General features: G+C 40.1%; 22 protein-coding genes. 13 read left to right on the top strand and 9 right to left on the bottom strand.

Going from position 1 to position 25,433, the window contains the following annotated elements:
• Window positions 1-82: 82 nt before the first annotated feature.
• Genes HBA50_RS00090 through yfmF form a run of 7 tightly spaced genes read right to left on the bottom strand, consistent with a single transcriptional unit; the run spans window position 83 to window position 6,489 of the window.
• Window positions 83-877: an energy-coupling factor transporter transmembrane component T family protein gene (locus tag HBA50_RS00090; RefSeq protein ID WP_045499913.1), complete on the bottom strand. Its 795-nt coding sequence runs from the start codon at window positions 875-877 to the stop codon at window positions 83-85.
• Window positions 870-1,709 (bottom strand): energy-coupling factor transporter ATPase, encoded by an 840-nt coding sequence (locus tag HBA50_RS00095; protein WP_045499915.1) that lies wholly within the window; start codon window positions 1,707-1,709, stop codon window positions 870-872. The genes HBA50_RS00090 and HBA50_RS00095 overlap by 8 nt, the downstream gene beginning before the upstream one ends.
• Window positions 1,694-2,521 (bottom strand): energy-coupling factor ABC transporter ATP-binding protein, encoded by an 828-nt coding sequence (locus HBA50_RS00100; protein ID WP_045499917.1) that lies wholly within the window; start codon window positions 2,519-2,521, stop codon window positions 1,694-1,696. The genes HBA50_RS00095 and HBA50_RS00100 overlap by 16 nt, the downstream gene beginning before the upstream one ends.
• Before the next feature lies 1 nt (window position 2,522).
• The gene (pgsA, locus tag HBA50_RS00105) at window positions 2,523-3,062 is read right to left on the bottom strand and encodes a CDP-diacylglycerol--glycerol-3-phosphate 3-phosphatidyltransferase (protein ID WP_005592114.1); all 540 of its coding nucleotides are present in this window, start codon (window positions 3,060-3,062) and stop codon (window positions 2,523-2,525) included.
• Between the two features lie 10 nt (window positions 3,063-3,072).
• Entirely contained in the window at window positions 3,073-3,888 is an 816-nt protein-coding gene (rodZ, locus tag HBA50_RS00110) for a cytoskeleton protein RodZ (protein WP_045499921.1), read from the bottom strand.
• Between the two features lie 58 nt (window positions 3,889-3,946).
• Entirely contained in the window at window positions 3,947-5,242 is a 1,296-nt protein-coding gene (gene yfmH, locus HBA50_RS00115) for an EF-P 5-aminopentanol modification-associated protein YfmH (RefSeq protein WP_045499922.1), read from the bottom strand.
• Complete coding sequence (yfmF, locus tag HBA50_RS00120; RefSeq protein WP_045499924.1) at window positions 5,242-6,489, bottom strand: EF-P 5-aminopentanol modification-associated protein YfmF; 1,248 nt, start codon at window positions 6,487-6,489, stop codon at window positions 5,242-5,244. Before yfmF ends, yfmH begins: the two co-directional genes overlap by 1 nt.
• Before the next feature lie 189 nt (window positions 6,490-6,678).
• Between yfmF and yaaA the strand changes: the two genes are divergently transcribed.
• The gene (yaaA, locus tag HBA50_RS00125) at window positions 6,679-7,068 is read left to right on the top strand and encodes a S4 domain-containing protein YaaA (RefSeq protein ID WP_045499926.1); all 390 of its coding nucleotides are present in this window, start codon (window positions 6,679-6,681) and stop codon (window positions 7,066-7,068) included.
• A gap of 3 nt (window positions 7,069-7,071) precedes the next feature.
• On the top strand, window positions 7,072-8,187 hold the full coding sequence (gene recF, locus HBA50_RS00130) for a DNA replication/repair protein RecF (protein ID WP_045499929.1): 1,116 nt from the start codon (window positions 7,072-7,074) through the stop codon (window positions 8,185-8,187).
• Window positions 8,188-8,270: 83 nt separating this feature from the next.
• Here recF and guaB read toward each other — a convergent pair whose 3' ends face one another.
• Both guaB and trpS read right to left on the bottom strand, forming a co-directional pair.
• Window positions 8,271-9,752: an IMP dehydrogenase gene (guaB, locus tag HBA50_RS00135; protein ID WP_005591397.1), complete on the bottom strand. Its 1,482-nt coding sequence runs from the start codon at window positions 9,750-9,752 to the stop codon at window positions 8,271-8,273.
• 165 nt (window positions 9,753-9,917) lie between these two features.
• A complete protein-coding gene (gene trpS / locus HBA50_RS00140; protein WP_045499932.1) occupies window positions 9,918-10,943 on the bottom strand; it encodes a tryptophan--tRNA ligase in 1,026 nt (341 codons plus the stop codon).
• A 238-nt stretch (window positions 10,944-11,181) separates the two neighbouring features.
• Here trpS and HBA50_RS00145 point away from each other — a divergent pair, with 238 nt between their 5' ends.
• The 11 genes from HBA50_RS00145 (at window position 11,182) to HBA50_RS00195 (ending at window position 25,282) form a co-directional block, all read left to right on the top strand.
• On the top strand, window positions 11,182-12,804 hold the full coding sequence (locus tag HBA50_RS00145) for an ATP-binding cassette domain-containing protein (protein WP_045499935.1): 1,623 nt from the start codon (window positions 11,182-11,184) through the stop codon (window positions 12,802-12,804).
• A 75-nt stretch (window positions 12,805-12,879) separates the two neighbouring features.
• Window positions 12,880-15,474, top strand: coding sequence for a YfhO family protein (locus tag HBA50_RS00150; RefSeq protein ID WP_045499937.1), 2,595 nt, complete (start codon window positions 12,880-12,882; stop codon window positions 15,472-15,474).
• 144 nt (window positions 15,475-15,618) lie between these two features.
• The gene (gene apf / locus HBA50_RS00155) at window positions 15,619-16,155 is read left to right on the top strand and encodes an aggregation-promoting factor (RefSeq protein WP_045499940.1); all 537 of its coding nucleotides are present in this window, start codon (window positions 15,619-15,621) and stop codon (window positions 16,153-16,155) included.
• A gap of 282 nt (window positions 16,156-16,437) precedes the next feature.
• Window positions 16,438-17,559, top strand: a complete 1,122-nt coding sequence (mnmA, locus tag HBA50_RS00160; protein ID WP_045499943.1) for a tRNA 2-thiouridine(34) synthase MnmA — start codon at window positions 16,438-16,440, stop codon at window positions 17,557-17,559.
• Window positions 17,560-17,580: 21 nt separating this feature from the next.
• Window positions 17,581-18,012 carry an SseB family protein gene (locus tag HBA50_RS00165; RefSeq protein ID WP_045499945.1) on the top strand — a complete coding sequence of 144 codons (432 nt, stop codon included), beginning with the start codon at window positions 17,581-17,583 and terminating at the stop codon, window positions 18,010-18,012.
• 146 nt (window positions 18,013-18,158) lie between these two features.
• Window positions 18,159-20,069 carry a tRNA uridine-5-carboxymethylaminomethyl(34) synthesis enzyme MnmG gene (mnmG, locus tag HBA50_RS00170; RefSeq protein WP_045500926.1) on the top strand — a complete coding sequence of 637 codons (1,911 nt, stop codon included), beginning with the start codon at window positions 18,159-18,161 and terminating at the stop codon, window positions 20,067-20,069.
• A gap of 289 nt (window positions 20,070-20,358) precedes the next feature.
• Complete coding sequence (locus tag HBA50_RS00175; RefSeq protein WP_179856624.1) at window positions 20,359-22,344, top strand: DHH family phosphoesterase; 1,986 nt, start codon at window positions 20,359-20,361, stop codon at window positions 22,342-22,344.
• A gap of 1 nt (window position 22,345) precedes the next feature.
• The gene (gene rplI / locus HBA50_RS00180; RefSeq protein ID WP_045499948.1) at window positions 22,346-22,798 is read left to right on the top strand and encodes a 50S ribosomal protein L9; all 453 of its coding nucleotides are present in this window, start codon (window positions 22,346-22,348) and stop codon (window positions 22,796-22,798) included.
• Between the two features lie 25 nt (window positions 22,799-22,823).
• The gene (gene dnaB, locus HBA50_RS00185; protein WP_045499951.1) at window positions 22,824-24,179 is read left to right on the top strand and encodes a replicative DNA helicase; all 1,356 of its coding nucleotides are present in this window, start codon (window positions 22,824-22,826) and stop codon (window positions 24,177-24,179) included.
• Between the two features lies 1 nt (window position 24,180).
• Window positions 24,181-24,453 (top strand): Veg family protein, encoded by a 273-nt coding sequence (locus tag HBA50_RS00190; protein ID WP_005592064.1) that lies wholly within the window; start codon window positions 24,181-24,183, stop codon window positions 24,451-24,453.
• Between the two features lie 205 nt (window positions 24,454-24,658).
• Window positions 24,659-25,282: an HAD family hydrolase gene (locus tag HBA50_RS00195; protein WP_045500929.1), complete on the top strand. Its 624-nt coding sequence runs from the start codon at window positions 24,659-24,661 to the stop codon at window positions 25,280-25,282.
• Window positions 25,283-25,433: the final 151 nt, after the last annotated feature.

Here is a 25,433-nt window from a genome sequence, read left to right on the forward strand (position 1 = left end):
TAAAAATATTATTTTAAAAGGATTTTTAGTCTATTTCATTAGATCTTTAACAAAAATATTGCTATCAAACTTATACTATTCTTTATTTTTTAAAGATAAAGAGTAAGATACCGATCAGGAAAATAGAGAGAAGAGCAAGGTTATCAATCATTTTCCAAGAAAGTTGTCGATAGCGGCTTCTTCCTTCACCACCACTATAGCCACGCGCTTCCATTGCGATAGCTAAGGCGTCTGCCCGCTTGAAACTAGAAGCAAATAAGGGAATTAAGATTGGAATGATTGATTTAACCTTTTGAACAATCGTTCCTTCGCCAAAATCAACTCCTCGAGCCCTCTGAGCGTTCATAATTCTCGTAGTGTCATCCATTAAAGTCGGTACGAAACGTAGGCTCATGGAGAGCATGAGGCCAATTTCATGCGTAGGAACTTTAAAGACTTTGAGTGGCTTCAGTAGAGCTTCCACTGCATCTGAAAGGCTGAGTGGTGTTGTGGTTAAGGTCAACAGAGTTGAAAAGAAGATAATCAAAACAAAACGACTAAAGATAATCCCCGCTTGAGAAAGACCAAATTCCGTAATTTTAATGAAACCAAACTGGAAAAGTACCTTGCCTCCCCCCGTCAGAAAGAGCTGGAAGAGGGTAGTAAAGGCAATAATGAACACCATTGATTGAATGCCCTTTAGAAAGAAGGTCAAAGGAACTTTTGAGAGAAAAATCAGAGTAAAAACGAAAGCAAATAGCAGCAAATTAGTGATGAGATTGTTGGCCCAGAAAATTAATAAGATAAAGAAGAACATGGCCAACAATTTACTGCGCGGATCCAATCGATGGATGATTGAATTTCCTGGGATATACCGTCCTAAAATCAACTTATCCATGTATCATCTCCTTAAATTCCTCAATTGTAATTGGATAATGAGAAAATTTCATTCCTTTTTCAGCTAATTCATGGGCAAATTTTGTGATTTTAGGAACCCCTAGCTGAATCTTTTCCATAAAATCGACATCTTGAAAAACCTGAGCAGGCTGGCCGCTTTTGACGACACGCCCCTTCTCCAAAACATAGACCGTATCAGCAAAATTTGCTACATCATCCATTAAATGGGTTACAAGGACAATGGTCATTCCAGCTTGATGTAGTTTTTTAAAGAGGCTCATCAATTCCTTTCGTCCTGCTGGATCAAGTCCGGCCGTTGGCTCATCCAAAACCAAGATATCAGGTTCCATTGCTAGGATTCCGGCAATGGCAACCCTTCTCATCTGTCCGCCAGAAAGTTCAAAAGGACTGCGGCCAAACAGTTCTTCAGAAATGCCGACAAGACTTAATTTTTCACGTGCTAAAGCCTCGGCTTCTTCTTTAGAGACACCAAAATTTTGCGGACCAAAGGCCACGTCTTTCAAAACAGTCTCATCAAAAACCTGACTTTCAGCAAACTGAAACACCAAACCGACCTGTTTACGAACTTGTTTAATGTCCTTGTTGACGGAATTTGAAGTAATGGTAACATTGTTGACTTGCACGCTGCCCTCACTAGGAGTCAGCAATCCATTCAAGAGCTGTAAAATGGTTGATTTTCCGCTACCAGTGTGCCCAATCAAAGCCGTATAGCTACCATCTTTGATTTCCAAATCAACTTCAAAAAGCGCTGGACCCTCAAATGGAGTTCCAGCCTGATAGGTATAACTGACTTTATTTAGAGTAATTCCCATAATTGTTCCTGCAATTCTTTTTCAGTTAAATAGGTTTCTGGCAGAGTTAGTCCAGTTTGAATCATGGCAGCTTTGATCTGGTTGACAAAGGGTTGATCCAAGCCCAAGTCTTCCAAATCAGGTCTGGAAAAGAGTTCTCTTGGTGTAGCGGTTGACTCAACTTGACCATTTTTCATAACGAGGACACGGTCACTCAGCGAAATCTCGTCCAAATCGTGGGTAATGGAGATGACTGTTAAATGATTCTTATCTTTAATTTTCTTGACAGTCCGAATTAATTCCAGTCGTCCTTCTGGGTCTAACATACTGGTTGCTTCATCCAAGATGATAATATCTGGCTGGAGCGCGACTACGCCAGCAATAGCGACTCTTTGCTTCTGTCCGCCAGAAAGTCGAGCAGGTTCTCTCTCTTTAAAATTCTGCATGCCGACTAGTTCCAGAGCTTCATGGACGCGTTTCACCATCATCGGATAATCCATGCCTTGATTTTCCAGACCAAATGCAACGTCATCCTCAACAGTGGCCCCAACAAACTGATTATCAGGATTCTGAAAGACCATGCCGATTTGGCGACGTTTTTCCCAGACATTATCAGCCGTCAATTTATCTCCAGAAATGATGATATCACCACTCTCGGCCTCCAAAAGACCGTCAATCAAACGAACTGTAGTCGATTTTCCGCTCCCATTGTGACCGACAATAGATAGCCATTCTCCTTGTTTCACGTGAAACGATACGTCTTTTAAAATATAATCTTCAGAGTTATGGTCATAACGATAACTAAGATTTTTTACTTCAATGATATTTTCCATATTATTTAAATGTATCTTTAAAGAGATAGGCACTTCCCTTGAAATAATCATAGCCAGAATAAATAGTGAAAATCAGGGCTATGTAAAGGAGAATCTGACCGAGTAAAGTCCAATGGAGCAGAAGAAAGAGGATAGCAAACATCTGCGTGAAAGTCTTGATCTTGCCTGGCATAGCGGCCGCTAGAACTGTTCCGCCAGTTTCCACCAAAAGGAGTCTCAAACCAGTGACGGCCAACTCTCGGCAAATGATGATAGCTACTACCCAAGCAGGAGCCATTTTCATTTCAATCAGCATGATAAAAGCGGACATAACCAGCAGTTTATCGGCCATGGGATCGGCAAATTTTCCAAAATTGGTCACGACCTGCCACTTGCGAGCCAGATAGCCATCCAGGTAGTCTGTGATACTGGCAAGGGCGAAAATGATTCCAGCTAGGATATGCATGGCTGGCGAATGCCCAAAAGTCAAAATCAAAATAAAGATTGGGATTAAGGCAATTCTGGCAAGGGTTAAAGCGTTGGGGATATTTTCTTTTTTCATCATTCTTCCTTTATGATTCAAATGTAAGGGTAATTATAGCACTGTCGCTGGTCAAGGTAGATAGGTCTATTTTCTGACTGCCGACAGTGACAGTGACACCTTTCACAACTCCTAGAGTAATTGTATAAGTGGTATTGGGAGAGAGTGTCACTGTTTGGCTTGATTGGGTTGGAGTAAGGGTTGCCCCTGCTGCCAAATCTGTATTTGTCACACTAATCCAGCTTGAGGTATTGCTTGCTGAGATTGTTAACTGAGTAGTTTGCGACTCGCCACGATATTTTGCAGTTAAATAGTTTCCTTCTCCAGTGACTTCTAGTTTTTCTTTTGTTGAGCTAGAGTCTGTAGTGGAGGTCTCGGGTGGAGTTGAACGATCTTCGATACTTGAGCTCGAGACGAGGCTGTAACTATCGGAGCTGCTGAACTGCGGAGTAGTTGTATTTGCATATTGCCAAACGTAATAGGTGACAAAAATAATGATAGACAGGGCAACTACTAGGAAATAAAAAAGAGGAAGTGAAAAGGAACGATTTTTATATTTTCTACTTCGAAATTCTTCGTTTTCCGCTAATTCAATTTCGTCATAAACGACAGTATTATCTGTGTCGTATGCCTCTAAAAGAATTGTCTCGTCTAAATCCAAAGCCCAAGCGTATTTTCGTAGCAGGCTACGGACGTAAAAGGCATTTGGAAATTTCTCGTATTGATTGTTTTCAAGAGCCTTTAGGTAGTCAGTTTTTATATCTGTTTTTTTGGCTACATCTGCTAAAGTAAGTTTCTGGTTTACTCGAGCAAGTCTGAGTACCTCTCCTATCGTTTTTTTTCTCATACGGATAGTCCTTTTCTCTTAGACATTATTCTAACAAAATTTTGAAATAAACTTGGAACTATTTTGGGAAAATAGTAAAATCTGTCATATCACACTGGTCGATAAAGCGACGTCCGACTTTTAAGACGTCATTTAAAGTGATATCCTGTAAAATCTTAGGTAAATCAAAAAGATTCTCCCCTTTTAAATGCGGTTCATATTGGGTTGCCATGTATTCAAGAGAATTCAGACCATGCAGCAAATCTCCAAACATTTCACTTTTAATCGTATCTAGGTGTGTTTCTGTGACATCTGGATCCTGAGCAAATTTCCGAATAGCTGAGCGGAATTGATGAGAAATCCCTACTGGTTCCTGCGTGTCCATAGTTAGGATGACAAAGTGGAAATCCTTTTCTACTTCTACTTCAAGAGTGAGCGAATTGTCAATTTTTCCGTTTTCATACAGGGTCTGGAAACGCTTGGAAGTCCAACCAAACATCATAGCAAAAAGCAATTTCAGGGCAATTTTATAGCGATAAAGCTCCGTATCCTGTATCGTATCTTTCCCACGAATACCAATCGCCAACTTAGGGCTGGCAACTTCCATCCGACTAGTAGCAGTTGGAACTACTGGCTGTAAGATGAGAGGCTCTTTTTCAATCGTTTCGGTTAATAGTTGAGGCGATAAGGTCTCTTGTGTTTGGACAATGTCTTCAAAAGTAGACTCCAAATCAAAATTACCAATGACAAATAAAGTCATATTGGACGGACGGTAGAAAAGCTCAAAGTTTTCTGTCAGATCTTCCACAGTAATATCCATGATTGACTCTGTCGTTCCGGCAATATCTTCTGCTAGTGGAGTTTGAGGGTAGAGATTACTCAAAGCACCAAAGAAGAGCCGATAATCTGGATCGTCTTGGTACATCTCGATTTCTTGCTGGATAATTCCTTGCTCACGCTGAACAGATGCTTCTGAAAAATTAGCTTGGGAAACGAGTTCCTGCAACAGCTTCAGATTTTCTACTACACAGTTTGTCGTAGAAAACAGATAGCTGGTACGTGTAAAGCTTGTAAAGGCATTACTTTCTGCGCCAAATTTGGTAAATTCCTGCAGCAAATCCTCGCCGTTTTCACGCTCGAATAATTTGTGCTCCAAAAAATGCGCAATCCCTGCTGGATAATGAGAGACTTGCTTTGTTTCACGTGAAACAACCTTAGTATCAACAGAACCAAAATGTGTTGAGATGATGCCGTAGGTTTCATTAAAATCATTTTTAGGGAGTAGGTAAACCTGCAATCCATTTGCTAGCACCGCCCGATAGATGCTTTCTCCCACGGCTATATAATTGATTTTTTCTAAACCTGGATTCTGCATTATTTCCCTTCCATAAAGTAAATCGCCTGTAATTTCAACTGCTGGGCTGCCTCTATAAGATCAGCTTTGCTGACATTTTCTAATGCTTTCAGCCAAGCCTCTAGTGACAGAAATTTTTTCCCTAGAACAGAGGACATGTAAGCACGCTCAATCAAGGTGTTTTGTCGATCCTGAGCCAGAAGTATTGAATTTTTCAGCATATTCTTGGTTTGTTCAAGTTCTTCATCTGTGAAATGCCCCCGTTTCAAATCTAGAATTTGGCGGTTGATTAAAGCGATGGTCTTTGTCCGATTTGCTCGGTCAATTCCAGCATAGATTCGCATCAAACCAGAAAAAATATCAAAACTACTAGAAATAGTGTAGGCTAGGCTCTCTTTTTCCCGAACATTGACAAAGAGTTTTGAGTGAGCAAATCCTCCCAATAAGCCATTCAAAACAATTAGGGGCAGATGGTTGCGATCCCCATATTGACTAGAAAAATGGTAGGCCAGTTCAACAATGGACTGATGTACATCTCGCTGCTCCAGCTTTTCTCTAGTTATATTTGAATAGTTTTGCTGGTAGCTAAGCTGTAAAGGCTGCTCTCGCTCAGAAAACTGGAATTCTTGGATTTTCTCACGAACAGCAATCTCATTAAAATCACCGATGAAGAAAAAATCAATTTGATCCTGATTTAGCATTTGCTGAAAAGCAGCGAAACTAGTTTCAGCCGTTTCTTTTTCTACTAGCTCGATTGTTGCCACGCGTGGAATCCGCATTTCTGGTAAATCGTAAAATAAATTATTTAACTCTCTGTGAGCATGGTAGAAATGATTCTCAATTTCAGCTTCCAAGTCTGTTAAAACATTTCTCTTTTCAATTTCAAAGGTTTTGGTATCAAAAGCCTGTCCATTTGACAGAGGAAAAAAGAGACTAGCCTTCAAAAAATCTAGTATTTCATCTGCCAACATATTTTTTCGGCTCAAGAATTGATCCCGCACGAAAGAAAGATTGATATCCAGATAATGCACTAATCCCCGTCGTGAAAGGCTTGTCGAATAATTAGCCCCATATAAATTCGCTAATTTTTCTCGAAAGGCTTGTGATGTTGGGTAAAGGGCATTTGAAGTTTCCAGCATACTGGCCGTAAGAACCCGCCCAGCTATTGTTTTTTCAGACATAGGAGCTGAAAATCGCACTTTAATTTTATTGGTTTTAAATTTTTCTGATTGAATGAAGTGAAGATGTACTCCTTTTATGATTTCCATTGCTCTCCTCATACCGAATAATATAGACTTCTATTATAACACGAAATGCTGTTTAATGCTTTGTAAGGAACGGTATTTTTAGAGATTAAAGCGTTTTCTATTTTTCTAGTAAAACTTGCCTTTGAATGAGACTACCACGGAACAGTTTCTGCTTAAATTATGATATAATGACAAGGATTGAGGTGAAATATGGAATACAAATTATTTGACGAATTTATTACTCTACAGGCTCTCTTAAAAGAAGTCGGTATCATTCAAAGTGGCGGAGCAATCAAATCCTTTTTAACAGATCATCAGGTCTTTTTTAACGGTGAACTGGAAAATAGACGAGGAAAAAAACTTAGAATTGGCGATGTTATCTCTCTTCCAGACCGAGAACTGGAGATTGTCCTCCTTGCCCCAAGTCAGGAGGAGATCCTTGAACATCAAGAGGAGCAAGCAGAGAAAAAAAGAGTGGCTGACTTGGTTAAAGCCATGAATAAGAATTTGAAAAAATCTCAACCAACAAAAAAAGAACAGAAGAAAAGAAAGCTCGAGCAGAAAAATAAAAAAGCTCCTGTTCGCTTTCCAGGAACCTAAGACATGTGGTTAAAAAAGCTGAAAATTAAACATTTTCGTAATTACCAATCTGCAGAGGTTGATTTTGATCCTGGCCTTAATATCTTTCTAGGACAAAATGCACAGGGGAAAACCAATATTCTAGAAGCCATCTATTTTTTAGCCCTTACTCGCAGTCACCGGACCCGAACCGATAAGGACTTGATTCATTTCCAAGAGAATAATCTTCAAATTTCGGGAATTATTGAAAAAACAACGGGTAAAATCCCACTTGACATCGAGTTGACACCAAAGGGGAGAATCACCAAAATAAATCATTTGAAACAAGGGAAATTATCAGATTATATAGGGGTTGTCAACGTTGTCTTGTTTGCTCCAGAAGATTTACAGCTCATTAAAGGAGCCCCTGCTTTACGCCGAAAATTTATTGATATTGAGCTTGGGCAAATCAAGCCCATCTACCTTGCTGACTTATCTAGTTACAATCATGTGCTCAAGCAAAGAAATGCCTACCTTAAGGCTAATGATAAGGTAGATGAAACCTTTCTCTCTGTTCTAGATGAGCAACTGATTGATTTTGGTTGTCGTGTCATGCAACATCGCTTAGACTTTATTGAAAAGCTAGAAGGTTTTGCTCAGGAAAGCCATAGCGATATTTCTCAAGGAAAAGAGAAGTTGACAATCAAGTACTTATCCTCTGTTCCGTTTTCATGCCTTGAAGACTTGGAAGCTTCTTTTCGAGCAGCCTTATCAGAAAGTCGTAGACGCGATCTTTTCAAAAAAAATACAGGTGTTGGTCCTCACCGAGATGATATCAACTTTTTTATCAATGATATGGATGCCGGATTTGGTAGCCAAGGCCAACACCGTAGTGTTGTTCTATCTCTCAAGTTAGCTGAAATTAAACTAATCGAAAGCCTTACAAAAGATACTCCAATATTATTGCTTGACGATGTAATGAGCGAACTTGACAATATGCGTCAATTAAAATTGCTAGAAACTATCTCTCAAAACATTCAGACTTTCATCACGACAACCAGCTTAGATCACTTACATAATCTACCAGATGATATTAATATTTTTCAGATAAGTCAAGGCGTAATTAAGAAAGAAGAAAATATAGGTTTTACAAATGAGTAAAATAACTGTAAAGTGAATTTACAACTTTTGTAAACTAAAACAACCTTGTCAACTCCTTGACAAGGTTGTTTTTCTTTATAATTCTATTGGACAGAGTAGTTTGGAGCTTCATTTGTGATTTGTACATCGTGAGGGTGACTTTCTTTCAAACCAGCACCACTCATCTCAATAAACTGAGCATTTTCATGAAGTTCTTGCAAGTTAGCTGCACCGACATATCCCATACCAGAACGGATACCGCCCAACATTTGGAAGACGATATCTGCAGCGGCTCCTTTATAAGCTACACGCCCTTCAATTCCTTCTGGAACTAGCTTATTAGCTTCATTGACAGAGCCTTGGAAGTAGCGATCGCTGGAGCCTTTCTTCATAGCTGCGATAGAGCCCATTCCACGGTAAGTTTTAAATTTACGTCCTTGGAAGATTTCAGTTTCCCCTGGTGCTTCGTCCGTTCCAGCAAACATTGATCCAAGCATAACGGCATTTCCACCTGCGGCAAGGGCTTTGACAATATCACCTGAATACTTGATGCCTCCGTCAGCAATGATGGTTTTTCCATATTCACGTGCAACTGCAGCTGCATCGTAGATTGCTGTTACTTGTGGGACACCAACACCAGCAATGACACGAGTTGTACAGATAGATCCTGGTCCGATTCCGACCTTAACCACATCAACGCCGGCATCAAAGAGGGCACGTGCTCCTTCAGCAGTTGCGATATTACCCGCAATCAAAGTGCGATCTGGGAAGTGAGCACGAATTTCAGCAATTTTACGTAGAACGCCAGCTGAATGACCATGGGCTGTATCAATAACAATGGCATCTGCTCCCGCTTCGAAGAGGGCTTCTGCACGTTCAAATGTATCTGAAGTGACACCTACCGCACCAGCAACTAGCAGACGACCAAACTCATCTTTTGCTGCATTTGGGAACTCAATCACTTTTTCAATATCTTTAATGGTGATGAGACCAGAAAGTCGACCGTTTTCATCTACTAAAGGTAGTTTTTCAATCCGGTGTTCTTGCAGAATTCTTTCAGCAGTTGCCAGATCAGTTCCGACTGGAGCTGTAACAAGATTTTCACTGGTCATGTGGTTGGAAATTGGTTGATTATAATCTGAAATAAAGCGTAAATCACGGTTAGTCAAGATACCGACTAATTTACGATTTTCCATCGTTTCAACCACTGGAACCCCACTAATGCGGTAGCGCCCCATCAATTCATCTGCTTCAGCAATCGTATGATTAGGAGTAAGGAAGAATGGATCAATAATGACACCATTTTCAGAACGTTTTACCTTACGAACTTCATCAGCCTGCTGTGCAATAGACATATTTTTGTGGATGACACCTAGACCGCCGGCACGGGCAATGGCGATCGCCATTTGACTTTCGGTAACTGTATCCATAGCCGCAGTAATAATTGGGATATTTAATTTTAAATTCTCAGCAAGTTTTGTACTTAAATCAGCATCATTTGGCAACACGTGACTTTCAGCTGGAATAAGCAATACGTCATCAAAGGTAAAACCTTTTTTCAAAAATTTAGTGTCCCAGTTAGACATCCACAGTTTCCTCTTTTCTTATATATTGAGCAGGGCTCGTCTTTTTATTGTTAATATCATACCATTCTATAGGCATTTGTCAATGATTATTATGCAAAAATTAAAAACCATCTCTTTTTCAGGTAAAAGACGATGGTTTTTGATGTAATCTGCTATTATTGTTCGTTATTTAAAGTAATTAATTCCCATTGCATTTTTGACTTCTGACAGGGTTTGTCCAGCAACTTGTCGAGCACGTTCACTGCCTTCTTTCAGCATGTCATAGACTTGGCCCATGTCTTTTGCAAACTCGAGACGACGCTCTCTGATTGGTCCTAATTCCCGCTCTAAAATCTCTAAGAGATAGCGTTTAGTTTTGACATCACCCAGACCACCGCGTTGGTAGTGTTCTTTCATAGCCGCAATTTCAGCAGCATCTTCTGGCCGACCAAAAACATCCAGATAATGGAAAACCATATTACCTTCGATTTTTCCTGGATCTTCAACTTTGATGTGGTCGGGATCGGTATACATGCTCATGACCTTTTTCTTGAGAGTATCCATATCATCCGCTAGATAAATCCCATTGTTTAATGATTTTGACATTTTAGCATTGCCATCAAGCCCTGGTAAACGTCCAGCTGCTTCATTTTCTGGATAGATGCCTTCTGGCTCCACCAAAACCTCACAGTCATAGGCATGATTGAAGGAACGAACAATTTCACGTGTCTGCTCAATCATCGGTTTTTGGTCATTTCCTACAGGTACATAGTTTGCCTTAAAGGCTGTAATGTCAGCTGCTTGAGAGATAGGATAAACCAAAAATCCAGTTGGGATACTTTCTCCAAAACCTTTCTGAGCAATTTCTGTCTTGACAGTTGGATTGCGCTCTAATCGAGCTAAAGATACCAAATTCATGTAATACATTGATAACTCTGCTAACTCAGGAATCTGACTTTGGATAAAAATAGTCACTTTTTTGGGATCCAGTCCAGCTGCCAGATAGTCTAAGGCTACATTGCCAATGGATTCTACAATTGTTTGTGGATCTTTCGCATGGTCTGTCAGAGCTTGTTGGTCCGCCAGAAAAACAAACATATCATATTTATTTTGATTTTGTAGAAGAACACGGTTACGTAAGCTTCCTACATAATGACCAATATGTAATTTTCCAGTCGGACGGTCTCCGGTTAAAATAATGGGTTTTGTCATTGCTTGCTCCTCAATTAGTGTTGTTCTCATTATATCATTTTCAAAGAAAATGCGGAAGAATCTAGAAGAAAAAAGAAGAATCATAGTTTAAAAGAAATTAGTTGACAATATATTTGCAGCATGTTTACAAAGTTGACGGCATTTTCATCTCTTTAAATAGTTTTTTATTCCATAATAATTTGAAAAAAGAAGAATTTTCTAGTAAAATGGAGGAGACTACATATATAGGAGAAAATCATTGCTTACAGTATCTGATGTATCACTGCGTTTCAGTGATCGAAAATTATTTGATGAAGTAAATATTAAATTTACAGAAGGAAACACCTATGGTTTGATTGGAGCGAATGGTGCGGGTAAGTCTACCTTCTTGAAGATTTTAGCTGGGGATATTGAGCCAACGACAGGCCATATTTCTTTAGGGCCAGATGAGCGACTCTCTGTTTTGCGTCAAAATCACTTTGACTATGAGGATGAGCGGGTCATTGATGTTGTTATCATGGGGAACGAGCACCTTTACAGCATTATGAAAGAGAAAGATGCTATTTATATGAAGCCTGACTTCTCTGACGAGGATGGGGTTCGAGCAGCTGAGCTGGAAGGAGAATTTGCTGAGTTGGGTGGCTGGGAAGCTGAAAGTGAAGCATCTCAATTGCTACAAAACCTCAATATTCCAGAAGACTTACATTATCAAAATATGAGTGAATTGTCGAATGGCGACAAGGTTAAGGTCCTTCTTGCAAAGGCTCTTTTTGGCAAGCCAGATGTTTTGCTTCTGGACGAGCCGACCAATGGTTTGGATATCCAGTCTATCACTTGGTTGGAAGATTTCTTGATTGATTTTGAGAATACGGTTATTGTCGTATCCCACGACCGTCACTTCTTAAATAAAGTTTGTACGCATATGGCTGACCTTGATTTTGGTAAGATAAAACTGTATGTCGGAAACTATGATTTCTGGAAAGAATCAAGTGAATTGGCAGCTAAGTTGCTCGCTGACCGAAATGCTAAGGCGGAAGAAAAAATCAAGCAATTGCAAGAGTTTGTGGCTCGCTTCTCTGCCAATGCTTCTAAGTCTAAACAGGCAACATCTCGTAAAAAGATGCTGGATAAGATTGAATTGGAAGAAATTGTTCCGTCAAGTCGAAAATATCCATTTATTAGCTTTAAAGCAGAACGGGAAATTGGGAATGATCTCTTGACAGTAGAAAATCTTTCTGTCAAGATTGATGGCGAAACCATTCTTGACAATATCAGCTTTATCCTTCGTCCTGGCGATAAGACGGCTTTGATTGGACAAAATGATATTCAGACAACTGCCTTGATTCGTGCCTTGATGGGAGATATTGACTATGAGGGGACCATCAAATGGGGTGTCACAACCAGTCGTTCTTATTTGCCAAAAGATAATTCTCGTGACTTTGCTGGTGGTGAATCTATTCTTGACTGGCTTCGTCAATTTGCTAGTAAAGAAGAAGACGATAATACCTTCCTTCGAGGTTTCTTAGGTAGGATGCTTTTCTCTGGCGATGAGGTTAACAAGCCTGTCAACGTCTTGTCAGGTGGAGAAAAAGTTCGGGTTATGTTGTCTAAACTGATGCTTCTCAAGTCAAATGTTTTGGTTTTGGACGATCCTACTAATCACTTGGATTTGGAATCTATTTCTAGTCTTAATGATGGTTTGAAGAACTTTAAGGAGTCGATCATCTTTGCTAGCCATGACCATGAGTTTATTCAAACCTTGGCCAATCATATCATTGTTCTCTCAAAAAATGGTGTGATTGACCGCATTGACGAGACATATGATGAATTTTTGGAAAATCAAGAAGTTCAGGCAAAAGTCAAAGAACTTTGGAAAGATTAATAAGTTGTCAATGTAGGTTGACAGAGGTTTACAGAGGCATGAAACAACGTTTCGGCCTCTTTCTCTATAAGAAACATGGAAAAAATCAGATATTTTTTTAAGAAAAATTGGCTTTATTTAGCTTCCTTCATCTTACCTTTTCTCATTATGTTTTTTATTTATCTGAGTCAAGGTATCTACTGGGGTAGCGATACTTCTCCGCTTCTTGGAGACGGCTTCCATCAATATGTCGTATTTGATACGACTTTGAGAAATATTCTTCACGGAACGGATAGTCTTTTTTACACGTTTTCAAGTGGATTGGGACAGAATTTCTATGCCCTATCTAGCTATTATCTAGGAAGTTTCCTTTCCCCCTTCGTCTACTTTTTCGATTTAAAATCAATGCCGGATGCAGTTTACTTGTTTACTCTTATTAAGTTTGGCTTGATTGGGTTGACAACTTGTATTAGCATTAAAGGGATCTTTAAAAAAATTCCAGAAACACTAATCTTGATTCTGTCAACTTCGTTTGCTTTGATGAGTTTCTCAGTTAGTCAACTTGAAATAAAAACTTGGTTAGATGTATTTATAGTAGTCCCCCTTATCATCTTTGGTTTACACAAGTTGATGAATGAGCAAGGGAGAGTTTTATACTTTACAAGCTTGTCAATTCTCTTTGTCCAAAATTATTATTTTGGTTACATGATGGCCTTGTTTTTAGTCCTTTGGTACCTCGTTCAGCTTTCTTGGGATTTTAAGGCCAGGATTCGGTCTCTCCCTGATTTTGCTATCGTGTCAATATTAGCAGGCCTTACTAGTTTAATTATGATTTTGCCGACTTATCTAGATCTGAGTTCACATGGTGAGACCTTGACAAAGGTCGAAGACTTATTTACTGAAAAAAGTTGGTACTTGGATGTTTTTGCTAAAAATTTTGTAGGAAGTTTTGATACGACTAAGTATGGATCCATTCCTATGATTTATGTTGGTCTATTTCCTCTTATTTTAAGTATCTTATTTTTCACGATAAAAAGTATTAAGCTTCGCGTGAAACTGGCCTACATTTTCTTGATTAGCATTTTTATAGTGAGTTTTCGACTGCAGTATCTGGATTTGCTTTGGCAAGGAATGCATGCGCCAAATATGTTTTTGCATCGCTATTCTTGGCTCTTTTCTCTTCTTATCATTTTGATGGCTGCAGAAACGCTCAATCGTTTGGAGGAAGTTAAATGGCGACAAGTATTCCTTAGCTTTCTGCTCATTTCTTTTGGTTTTCTAGCCACTTTGCATTATAGAAAACACTATGATTTTCTTGGTCCCGAAAATTACATTTTTACTTTAGAGTTCTTCCTTGCCTATCTCTTAATCAGCTTCGCTTTTATTCGTTGTCATGTTAGGCAGAGTATGTTTACACTATCTTTACTATTTTTTGTGATTTTTGAGCTTACCTTAAACGCTTATTATCAGGTTGATGGAATTGCTAAAGAATGGGTCTTTGCAAGTCGTTCGTCCTATTCGAAAAAAATGGATGAAATTGACAATCTTGTCAAGTATAGTAAGAGGGAAAATAGAGATTTTTTTCGAACAGAGAGGCTTGATCCTCAGACTGGGAATGACAGTATGAAATTTAATTATAATGGAATTTCTCAATTTTCATCAGTTAGAAATACGCAAGCAAGCTCGACTTTAGATAAATTAGGTTTTAAATCGGCAGGAACTAATCTTAATCTTCGCTATCAAAATAATAGCATTTTGATGGATAGCCTTTTTACTGTAAAGTATAACTTGTCTGAAACAGATCCGCAGAAATTTGGTTTTTCTGCAGAGAAGACTGAGGGGTCAATGACATTGTATGAAAATAATTATGCTTTGGGCTTGGCTTTCTTAACCAATGATATTTACAAAGATGTCAAGTTCACTAATTTAACACTTGACAATCAGACAGCCTTTTTAAATCAATTATCGGGTTTGAATCATAAATATTATGAGCGAATTTCTATAGCTGCTAATGAGGAAGAAACTGAAGGGAAAGTAACTGCAAGCATCGAAAATGACGCTCAATTAAGCTATGCTAGCGTCACTTACACAATTGAGGTGCCTGCAGGTAGTCAAGTCTATGTCAACCTTGCAGATCTTGATTTTTCAAACGATAATCAGACGGATGTCAATATCACTGTAAATGGAATCACGAATCGTTATCTGACCCATAATGTTTTTCCATTTTTGAATATTGGTTACTTTAAGGAAGCACAGACGGTTTCTATTCAATTTTCTTTTCCAGAGAATCGAAATGTTTCTTTTAACCAACCAGAGTTCTTCTCTGTGGATGTAAATAAATATCAGCAACTCATAAGTAAATTGAAAGAACAAGAGGTTTCTGTGACGACAAAATCCAATACGGTAACGGTTGATTATCATGCGGATAGAGATAGTTCTCTCTTTTTCACCATTCCTTATGATAAGGGCTGGACAGCTAGTGTAGATGGCAAGAAGGTACCGTTAAAACGTGCGCAGAATGGTTTTATGAAACTTGATGTGAGCAGAGGAGCAGGCAGAGTTACCTTATCATTTGTTCCAAGAGGATTAAAGGAAGGAACTGCAGCTTTTATTTTAGGAATAGTTTTATTTTTCTTCTATGATAGGGTTCGATTTAAATGGATCAAAAAACATAGGGATAGTTCAGCATAACCTTTACATCATCAAAAAACTTTAGAATATAGGTCTGTTTTTACAAGTTCTTCAATAGTCTGTAATATAATTCATCAAAGTAATAAAGTTCTGTAATACTTTTGCTTTAGGATAGATATATCACAGAAAAGGAGAATTCTAAACATGAATTTGTATTTTAAAAATAGAATGATGAAAGCAGGCTTGTTCAGTTTGATGGCAGGAGCTGCTGCTTTGCTTCCGATTGTAGCCAATGCAGAAAGTTATACTGTCAATTCAGGTGACACCTTGTCCGCGATTGCTGCTTCTCATCAGACGACTGTTGACAAGATTGCGCAAAAAAACAAGATTAGCAATATCAATCTGATTAGTGTTGGCCAGGTTTTAGAACTGGACGATGATGTATCTGAGCAAATGACTGTTGAAAAATCAGATAAGGCTGAGCAATCTACTGTAAACCCAAGTTCTGGCTTGAGTGCTGAGGATGCAGAGGCTAAGGAGTGGATTGCTCAAAAAGAATCCAGCGGCAGTTATACAGCGCAAAATGGGCAATACTATGGTCGCTATCAGTTGACCATCACCTATCTAAATGGAGATTTATCACCAGAAAATCAAGAGAAGACAGCGGATGCTTATGTAGCAGGTCGCTATGGCTCATGGTCGGCTGCTAAAAATTTCTGGTTAGCAAATGGCTGGTATTAAAACTTTAGGAAAAATTATATTTACAGGGATTGGAGTTTATATTCTAGTCCCTTTTTTATAATTATTAGTACATTTTTGCTTGGAATATGATATTTTTCATCAAGGTGTTTACAATACTGTAAATTTACTTGACAACTTATAAAGCTCTTCAGATTGGCCAAAGGTTATTCGTTGTTCTCCGTGCTAAATCATGCTATAATAGACCTTGCTCAAGCGACCTTCAATCGTTGAAAGCACAGCACGACCTTCAATCGTGAAATAACGAAAAGATGGGAGAACACAATGAGTGATAACTCTAAGACTCGTGTCGTCGTTGGTATGAGCGGAGGTGTCGATTCATCAGTAACTGCTTTACTCTTGAAAGAGCAAGGTTACGATGTGATTGGCATCTTCATGAAAAACTGGGACGACACAGATGAATTTGGTGTCTGCACGGCCACAGAAGACTACAAGGATGTAGCAGCTGTGGCAGATCAGATTGGCATTCCTTACTACTCTGTCAACTTTGAGAAAGAGTACTGGGATCGCGTTTTTGAATACTTCTTGGCGGAATACCGAGCTGGTCGGACTCCGAACCCAGATGTCATGTGTAACAAGGAAATCAAGTTTAAAGCCTTCCTTGACTATGCATTGACACTGGGGGCAGATTACGTTGCAACGGGTCACTATGCTCAGGTGAAGAGAGACCAAGATGGCTTGGTTCACATTCTGCGTGGCAAGGATAACAATAAGGATCAGACTTATTTCTTGAGCCAGCTATCACAGGAACAATTACAAAAGACCATGTTTCCTCTGGGGCATTTAGAAAAGCCAGAAGTTCGAGCAATTGCTGAAAGAGCTGGCTTAGCCACTGCTAAGAAAAAAGACTCAACTGGTATTTGCTTCATTGGTGAGAAGAATTTTAAAGAATTTCTGAGTCAATATTTACCAGCCCAGCCTGGTCGCATGATGACAATGGATGGACGAGATATGGGTCAGCATGAAGGACTAATGTACTATACCATTGGCCAGCGAGGTGGTCTTGGAATTGGTGGCCAGCAGGGCGGTGACAACGAGCCTTGGTTTGTGGTCGGAAAAGACCTTAGCCAAAATATTCTTTATGTTGGTCAAGGATTCTATCATGACCATTTAATGTCAACCAGCCTTGACGCTAGTCAGGTTCATTTCACGAAAGAAATGCCGGAAGAATTTACTATGGAATGTACAGCTAAGTTCCGTTATCGTCAGCCTGATTCCAAGGTGACAGTTACTGTAAAGGGTGACAAGGCTGTTGTCAACTTCGATCAACCACAAAGGGCAGTTACTCCAGGCCAAGCAGTCGTTTTCTATGATGGAGAAGAGTGTTTAGGTGGTGGCTTGATTGACAGAGCTTATAAGAATGGTCAAGTCTTGCAGTACATTTAAGTAACTACAAGAGGAACGAGAATGTTTCAATTTTTTAAGAAAAAGACTGATAAGAAGGACAGACTTGAAACTCTTTCTGACTACAAGAAGCAGTATTTGCATGAGAAAACGACAGAATCTATAGAGGCATTATTTAAGGTATTAAAGCAATCTAAGGTTTGGGTTCCCTTCAATGCTTATCTGATAGATGAAAGTGAAGGTCAAGAAGGTGTTCGCCTAAAACCCGATATTCTGCAAAAGGGAGATGATTATTTCTATCCCTGTTTCTCAAACGAGCAAGAGATTCCAAAAGAATACTATGATCGCTTTTCTTGGTTGCAACTGCCTGTCACAGATTGTTTGTTTGCAGTTGAAGGCAGAGGGAGATTTCCATTAAGAGGGATTGTTCTAGACGCATTCTCTGAATCTGTCGAGATTGATAAAGAAGCTTTTGAAGCGATTCGCCAATCTTAGTTGCTTTAGATTGACAATTCAACATAATTTGCTAAAATAAGATAAGCAATACCTATGATGGTCAAAGCTCATGGATGTTGCAGGCTTTTTTGTCCTGCACTTCTAGAGACTTGGCCTTTTTTGGTGAAAAAATGAAGGAAAAAGAAATGACACACAATTTTACTGAAAGTTATGATGTTATCGTGATTGGAGCGGGGCACGCTGGGGTAGAAGCTTCTCTGGCCGCCAGTCGCATGGGATGTAAAGTTCTGCTAGCAACTATCAATATTGAGATGCTGGCTTTTATGCCTTGTAATCCATCTATTGGAGGGTCTGCAAAAGGCATTGTTGTCCGTGAAGTAGATGCTTTGGGCGGGGAGATGGCTAAGAATATCGATAAGAGCTATATCCAGATGAAAATGCTCAACACGGGTAAGGGACCTGCAGTTCGGGCTCTTCGGGCGCAGGCAGATAAAGAGCTTTATTCCAAAGAAATGCGGAAGACTGTTGAAAATCAAGAAAATCTGACTCTGCGGCAAACCATGATTAATGAAATCTTGGTAGAAGATGGTAAGGTCATTGGGGTTAAAACAGCGACGCAACAGGAGTATGCGGCTAAAGCCGTCATTGTTACGACTGGAACAGCCTTGCGGGGAGAGATTATTATTGGTGATCTCAAGTATTCATCTGGTCCAAACCATAGTCTGGCAGCCATTCCTTTGGCAGATAATCTACGTGACCTAGGATTTGAAATTGGTCGTTTTAAAACTGGAACTCCTCCACGTGTTAAGGCGTCATCTATCAATTATGACGTGACCGAGATTCAGCCAGGTGATGAAAAAGCCAATCATTTCTCTTACACGTCTCGTGATGAAGACTATGTGAAAGATCAAGTGCCTTGCTGGTTGACTTATACCAATGCAGAAAGTCATGAAATTATCCAAAATAACCTGCATCGTGCTCCTATGTTTTCAGGTATCGTTAAGGGTGTGGGCCCTCGCTATTGTCCATCTATTGAGGATAAGATCGTCCGTTTTGCGGATAAGGAACGCCACCAGCTTTTCTTAGAGCCTGAGGGTCGTGATACGGAAGAAGTTTATGTGCAGGGGCTGTCAACTAGTCTGCCAGAAGATGTACAGAAGGACTTGGTTCACTCTATCAAAGGTTTAGAAAATGCTGAGATGATGCGGACAGGCTATGCCATTGAGTACGATATGATTATGCCTCACCAGTTGCGGGCAACCTTGGAAACTAAGAAAATTTCAGGGCTCTTTACAGCAGGTCAGACCAATGGGACTTCTGGTTATGAAGAAGCCGCTGGTCAAGGGATTATTGCTGGGATTAATGCGGCCTTGAAGATCCAAGGTAAGCCAGAGTTGATCTTGAAGCGTAGTGATGGTTACATTGGAGTCATGATTGATGATTTGGTGACTAAGGGGACTGTAGAACCTTATCGCCTCTTGACTAGCCGAGCGGAGTACCGTTTGATTCTCCGCCATGACAATGCTGATATGCGTTTGACAGAGATTGGCCGAAAAATTGGTTTGGTAGATGATGAGCGCTGGTCTCGTTTCGAGATTAAAAAGAATCAATTTGACAATGAAATGAAGCGCTTGGAATCCATCAAGTTGAAACCTGTTAAGGAAACCAATGCTAAGATAGAGGCGCTTGGCTTTAAAGCTCTGACAGATGCGGTAACTGCCAAAGAATTTATGCGGCGACCGGAAGTGTCTTATCAAGATGTGGTTCAATTCATTGGTCCAGCGGCAGAAGAGTTGGATGAAAAGATTATCGAGCTAATTGAGACAGAGATTAAGTACGAAGGCTATATTTCTAAAGCTCTTGATCAGGTTGAGAAGATGAAACGCATGGAAGAGAAGCGGATTCCAGCCAATATTGACTGGGATGATATTGACTCGATTGCGACAGAGGCGCGTCAGAAGTTCAAGAAAATCAATCCAGAAACGATTGGTCAGGCAAGTCGTATTTCTGGTGTCAATCCAGCAGATATTTCTATTTTGATGGTTTACTTAGAAGGCAAGTCTAGAAGCATTTCTAAAAACAAAGCAAAATCATAGCCATATTAACGTACTATCTTATTGATAGTACGTTTTTTTGAATAATTTACAGAATTGTAAATACCTGTTTACAAAAAACCTCTTTTATATAGAGAAATATTTACAACCACTGTCAACTTTTTGTTTAATAAAATTTACAAGATTGACACATCTTGTAAATTAATTGTGAATGTTTATTTTAGAATAGATCCGGGATTTGAGCCTTTCTTGCTTTACAAGTATCCAAGGGCAGTGAAAACTCGCTTTTTTTAAGAAAATATGGTAAAATGGCGCAATAAGAGGTTTTTTAATGAAAAGAATTCGTTTTTCCCCGAGCCACTTTGCGATAGTGGGGTTTACTTCCTTTATCATATTAGCTATTTGTCTACGCCTTTTTGGTGATAGTTTGCCTATGCTGGTGTCTCTTTTTATAGTGCTGGCGCTCTTGGTTTGGCTATTTATTCAGCAACAAAGAGTGACTGAATTGGACGAGCTTGAGCAGATTCGCTATGTCAATCATCAAGCAGAGGGAAGTTTAGCTTCTTTGTTGGATAAGATGCCAGTTGGTGTTATTAAAATCAATGAAAATAGTGGAGATGTTGACTGGTTCAATCCTTATGCTGAATTGATTTTTACAACGGATGATGGAGAGCTAAATAGTGATCTCTTGCAGGAAATTATCTACCTTGCTGCTTCGAAATCGGGTAGCTACGCAACAGTAGGAGACAATCAATATTCTGTTTATTTTGATTCAGCTTCTAGTGTCCTGTACTTTTTTGATGCATCAAGTGAGTATGAAGCAACAGTTGGGCTCGTTACGACGCGACCAGTTATCGGTGTTGTCTCAGTTGATAATTATGATGATTTGGAAGATGCTGTATCAGATTCAGATATCAGTCATATCAATAGTTTTGTAGCTAACTTTGTAGCAGAGTTTTCTGAGCAATTTCATATGTTTTACCGTCGGGTGGGAATGGATCGTTATTATCTTTTCACGGATTATACGGTTTTGGAACAACTGATGGATAGTAAATTTTCGATCATTGATCAATTTCGGACAGAAGCCAAGAATCGAAAACTTCCTCTGACGCTTAGTATGGGCTTTTCTTACGGGGATGGTAAACATGATGAAATTGGTAAGATTGCCCTTCTTAATCTTAATTTAGCTGAGGTCCGGGGTGGTGACCAAGCGGTTGTCAAAGAGAATGACGAGACCAAGAATCCAGTTTATTTTGGTGGTGGAACAGCTGCATCTGTCAAACGTACACGTACGCGTACAAGGGCTATGATGGCGGCTATTTCAGATAAAATCAAGAGTGTAGATCAGGTTTTTGTGGTTGGTCATCGCAATCTTGATTTGGATGCCCTAGGCTCCGCGGTGGGTATGCAGCTTTTTGCTAGCAATATCATTGAGAAAGCCTATGTTGTGTATGATGACCAACAGATGGGCTCGGATATCTATCGCTCTATCCAAAAATTGACATCAGAAGGCGCTGATTATCTTTTGCCGATATCGGAAGCCGTAAACCGAGTGACCAGTCGCTCACTTTTGATAATGGTGGATCACTCGAAATTAGCCTTAACGCTTTCAAGAGAATTATTTGATCGATTTAGTCAGACGATTGTGGTGGATCATCACCGTCGCGATGAGGATTTCCCTGAAAATGCAGTCATTGCCTATATCGAAAGTGGAGCTAGCAGTGCCAGCGAATTGGTAACGGAGCTGATTCAGTTTCAAAATTCCAAGAAGAATCGCCTGAATAAAATTCAAGCTAGTTTACTCATGGCTGGGATTATGCTAGACACCAAGAATTTTACCTCCAGAGTAACGAGTCGAACCTTTGATGTAGCTAGTTATTTGCGGGCTCGGGGTAGTGATAGTGTAGTCATTCAGGATATTTCTTCGACGAATTTTGAAGAGTATCGAGCAGTCAATGAGCTGATTTTGACAGGTAAGAAGCTTTTGCCAAATGTGATTGTAGCAGCGGGTGCTGAAAATGCCAGCTATGATACAGTCGTCATTAGTAAGGCAGCTGACACCATGCTTGCCATGTCGGGCATTGAAGCAACATTTGTGGTCAGCAGGAATACTGAGGGTTACGTATCCATTTCAGCTCGTAGTCGCAGTAAGATCAATGTTCAGCGGATTATGGAGAAAATGGGTGGTGGCGGCCACTTTAATCTAGCAGCAGCGCAAGTTAGCGATCAAACGGTTGCTGAAGTCACTCAACGTCTAAATCAAGAGATTATGGATCAAGTGATGGATAATGAGGAATCAATAGAAAAGGAGAAATAAAATGAAAGTTATTTTTTTAGCAGATGTAAAAGGAAAAGGGAAAAAAGGGGAAATCAAGGAAGTGCCTACTGGCTACGCTCAAAATTTCCTGATTAAGAAAAATCTGGCTAAGGAAGCCACTGCACAAGCTATCGGTGAGCTGAGAGGTAAGCAAAAATCTCAGGAAAAGGCTCACGCAGAGATGGTGGCAGAGGCTCAAGCTATCAAAGCTAAGTTGGAAGAAGAAGCAACGGTCGTGGCTTTTACAGAGAAAGTCGGACCAGACGGACGGACTTTCGGTTCGATTACTAACAAAAAAATTGCTGATGAATTACAAAAGCAATTTGGTCTAAAAATTGACAAACGGAATATCAAGGTTGATTCTCCCATTCGTTCGATTGGTTTGATTGATGTTCCTGTAAAGATTTACCAAGATGTGACAAGTGTGATTCGCCTGCGGGTTACGGAAGGGTAAAAAGAATTAAAGGAAGGATTCACTTATGGCAGAGATTGATGAGTTGCGAGCTCAGCCTCAAGATATTTTAGCAGAACAGTCTGTACTAGGGGCCATTTTCATCGATGAGAGCAAACTGGTCTTTGTCCGTGAATATATTGAGCCTGGGGATTTCTTTAAATATGCCCATCGTCTGATTTTCAAGGCCATGATTGACTTGGCAGATCGTGGGGATGCTATTGATGCGACCACCGTTCGCAATATTTTGGATAGCCAAGGAGACTTGCAGAATATTGGTGGCTTGAGCTATCTGGTGGAGGTCGTTAATTCTGTGCCGACTTCTGCCAATGCAGAGTACTATGCTAAGATCGTCTCTGAAAAAGCAATCTTACGCCGCTTGATTTCACGCTTGACAGAATCCATCAACCAAGCCTATGATGGGGAAAGACCATCCGAGGAAATCATTGCAGGAGCAGAAAAGGCCCTGATTGATGTCAGCGAAACGGCCAGCCGCAGTGGGTTTAAAAATATTCAAGATATTCTAAATCTTAACTTTGCTAATCTAGAAGCCCGTTCTCAGCAAACTACTGATATTACAGGGATTGCGACGGGTTACCGTGAGTTTGATAAGATGACGACGGGTTTGCACGAAGAAGAGTTAATTATCCTAGCTGCTCGTCCAGCGGTTGGTAAGACAGCCTTTGCCCTCAATATCGCCCAGAATATCGGGACCAAGCTGGATAAGACAGTGGCTATCTTCTCCCTAGAAATGGGGGCAGAGAGTCTTGTGGATCGGATGCTGGCCTCAGAGGGAGTGATTAATTCTCACTCCATTCGTACAGGGCAATTGACAGATGAAGAATGGCAAAAATATACCATTGCGACGGCTAATCTGGCCAATGCGAGTATCTATATTGATGACACGCCAGGGATTCGGATTACGGAGATTCGTTCGCGAGCTCGTAAGTTGTCTCAAGAGACAGGCAATCTTGGTCTGATTTTGATTGACTACCTGCAGCTGATTACAGGAACGGGTCGCGAAAACCGTCAACAGGAAGTTTCAGAAATTTCTCGCCAGCTTAAGATTTTAGCGAAGGAACTCAAGGTGCCAGTTATTGCTCTGAGTCAGCTCTCGCGTGGCGTGGAGCAACGGCAGGACAAGCGACCAGTGCTGTCTGATATTCGGGAGTCTGGGTCTATCGAGCAGGATGCGGATATCGTAGCCTTTCTTTATCGAGATGACTATTATGAACGGGCCGGTGAGGAAGAGGAAGGCATTCCTAACAACAAGGTTGAAGTCATTATTGAGAAAAACCGGAGCGGAGCGCGTGGTACGGTTGAGCTAATTTTCCAAAAAGAATATAATAAATTTTCAAGTATTTCTAAAAGAGAGGATGTATAGTATGAGTGATGCATTTACAGATGTGGCAAAAATGAAGAAAATCAAGGAGGACATCAAGGCTCACGAGGGGCAGATGGTAGAAATGACCTTGGAAAATGGCCGTAAGCGCCAAAAAAGTAAACAAGGTCGTTTGATTGAAGTTTATCCTTCTCTCTTTATCGTTGAGTATGAAAATGAAGGGGGGCAGCCAGGTGAAATTGCCAACACCTATGTGGAGTCCTATACTTACTCAGATATTTTGACAGAGAAAAATTTAATTCGCTATTTTGACTAAGAATAATAGGTGATTCCAGAACTTTGTATTGCTTCCTAGAGTTGGGTAAAACCCAACTTTGAGGAACAGTTCATTTCTGGGATTTTTCTTAACCTAAGCATGCCATACCAAGGATGGTGAAGACCAGCTGAAATAGCGGATTTGCAATGGCATGAGCTAGAACTTACGAAAGCTCCTACATATAGAGAAAGGGCTGGTGAAAGAAATGATAAAAAATTTGGTTTTTGACTTAGGAAATGTCTTGATTGAATGGAATTCTGAGAAAATCTTGACCTCTTTCGAACCTGAGAAAGAGCGTCAGCAGATTCTTAGACAGGCCATTTTTGAGTCGGGTGTCTGGCATCAAACAGACAAGGGAGAGCTAAGCTTGAAAGAAGCCTGTGACAAAGTGCTAGCTCAGCTGGATGACTCCCACCATCCTGCTGTTCAGAATATTTTCTACAATTGGTATGAGGTTGTGGAGGTTTACAGTGGTTTACAGGAGCAGATTGGGCTGTGGGCTGATCAAGGCTATCGCATTTACATCCTGTCAACTACTTGCGAGATTTTTTATCGTATTGAAAAAGCTGGTTCGCTGCTCATCTTTCCACTGCTGTCAGGCTATATCCTTTCCTCAGAAGTTGGGGTTGTCAAGCCAGAGCCAGAGATTTATCAAAAGCTACTAAAAAAGTATAGTCTTGATCCGACAGAGTCAGTCTTTATTGACGACATTCAAGCTAACTTAGATACGGCAGCTGAACTGGGCTTTGAAACCATCTTATCCACAAGCGAGACAGAGAATATCAGGGCTATGGAGACTTTGTTGGCTGCGAAAGGAGAGTTTGGCTAATTGATGATCGTTTGATTCACTTATCGTTGAAAAGTAGTGAGTCCAAGCTCCAATCTTGACATTTGCTGATGATTGCGTTATCATAATCCTATATATGGGAGTCTGTGTACAGTCTGAGAGGAAGTGTAAGCTTCGACCGCACCTGATCTGG

Source organism: Streptococcus cristatus ATCC 51100 (assembly GCF_011612585.1).
In the GTDB taxonomy this organism is placed as follows: Bacteria; Bacillota; Bacilli; order Lactobacillales; family Streptococcaceae; genus Streptococcus; species Streptococcus cristatus_H.

Excerpts from the sequence above, each read along its gene's own strand:
- HBA50_RS00090 (WP_045499913.1), bottom strand. The coding sequence starts at position 877 with ATGGATAAGTTGATTTTAGGACGGTATATCCCAGGAAATTCAATCATC.
- HBA50_RS00095 (WP_045499915.1), bottom strand. The coding sequence starts at position 1,709 with ATGGGAATTACTCTAAATAAAGTCAGTTATACCTATCAGGCTGGAACT.
- HBA50_RS00100 (WP_045499917.1), bottom strand. The coding sequence starts at position 2,521 with ATGGAAAATATCATTGAAGTAAAAAATCTTAGTTATCGTTATGACCAT.
- pgsA (WP_005592114.1), bottom strand. The coding sequence starts at position 3,062 with ATGAAAAAAGAAAATATCCCCAACGCTTTAACCCTTGCCAGAATTGCC.
- rodZ (WP_045499921.1), bottom strand. The coding sequence starts at position 3,888 with ATGAGAAAAAAAACGATAGGAGAGGTACTCAGACTTGCTCGAGTAAAC.
- yfmH (WP_045499922.1), bottom strand. The coding sequence starts at position 5,242 with ATGCAGAATCCAGGTTTAGAAAAAATCAATTATATAGCCGTGGGAGAA.
- yfmF (WP_045499924.1), bottom strand. The coding sequence starts at position 6,489 with ATGGAAATCATAAAAGGAGTACATCTTCACTTCATTCAATCAGAAAAA.
- yaaA (WP_045499926.1), top strand. The coding sequence starts at position 6,679 with ATGGAATACAAATTATTTGACGAATTTATTACTCTACAGGCTCTCTTA.
- recF (WP_045499929.1), top strand. The coding sequence starts at position 7,072 with ATGTGGTTAAAAAAGCTGAAAATTAAACATTTTCGTAATTACCAATCT.
- guaB (WP_005591397.1), bottom strand. The coding sequence starts at position 9,752 with ATGTCTAACTGGGACACTAAATTTTTGAAAAAAGGTTTTACCTTTGAT.
- trpS (WP_045499932.1), bottom strand. The coding sequence starts at position 10,943 with ATGACAAAACCCATTATTTTAACCGGAGACCGTCCGACTGGAAAATTA.
- HBA50_RS00150 (WP_045499937.1), top strand. The coding sequence starts at position 12,880 with ATGGAAAAAATCAGATATTTTTTTAAGAAAAATTGGCTTTATTTAGCT.
- apf (WP_045499940.1), top strand. The coding sequence starts at position 15,619 with ATGAATTTGTATTTTAAAAATAGAATGATGAAAGCAGGCTTGTTCAGT.
- mnmA (WP_045499943.1), top strand. The coding sequence starts at position 16,438 with ATGAGTGATAACTCTAAGACTCGTGTCGTCGTTGGTATGAGCGGAGGT.
- HBA50_RS00165 (WP_045499945.1), top strand. The coding sequence starts at position 17,581 with ATGTTTCAATTTTTTAAGAAAAAGACTGATAAGAAGGACAGACTTGAA.
- mnmG (WP_045500926.1), top strand. The coding sequence starts at position 18,159 with ATGACACACAATTTTACTGAAAGTTATGATGTTATCGTGATTGGAGCG.
- HBA50_RS00175 (WP_179856624.1), top strand. The coding sequence starts at position 20,359 with ATGAAAAGAATTCGTTTTTCCCCGAGCCACTTTGCGATAGTGGGGTTT.
- rplI (WP_045499948.1), top strand. The coding sequence starts at position 22,346 with ATGAAAGTTATTTTTTTAGCAGATGTAAAAGGAAAAGGGAAAAAAGGG.
- dnaB (WP_045499951.1), top strand. The coding sequence starts at position 22,824 with ATGGCAGAGATTGATGAGTTGCGAGCTCAGCCTCAAGATATTTTAGCA.
- HBA50_RS00190 (WP_005592064.1), top strand. The coding sequence starts at position 24,181 with ATGAGTGATGCATTTACAGATGTGGCAAAAATGAAGAAAATCAAGGAG.
- HBA50_RS00195 (WP_045500929.1), top strand. The coding sequence starts at position 24,659 with ATGATAAAAAATTTGGTTTTTGACTTAGGAAATGTCTTGATTGAATGG.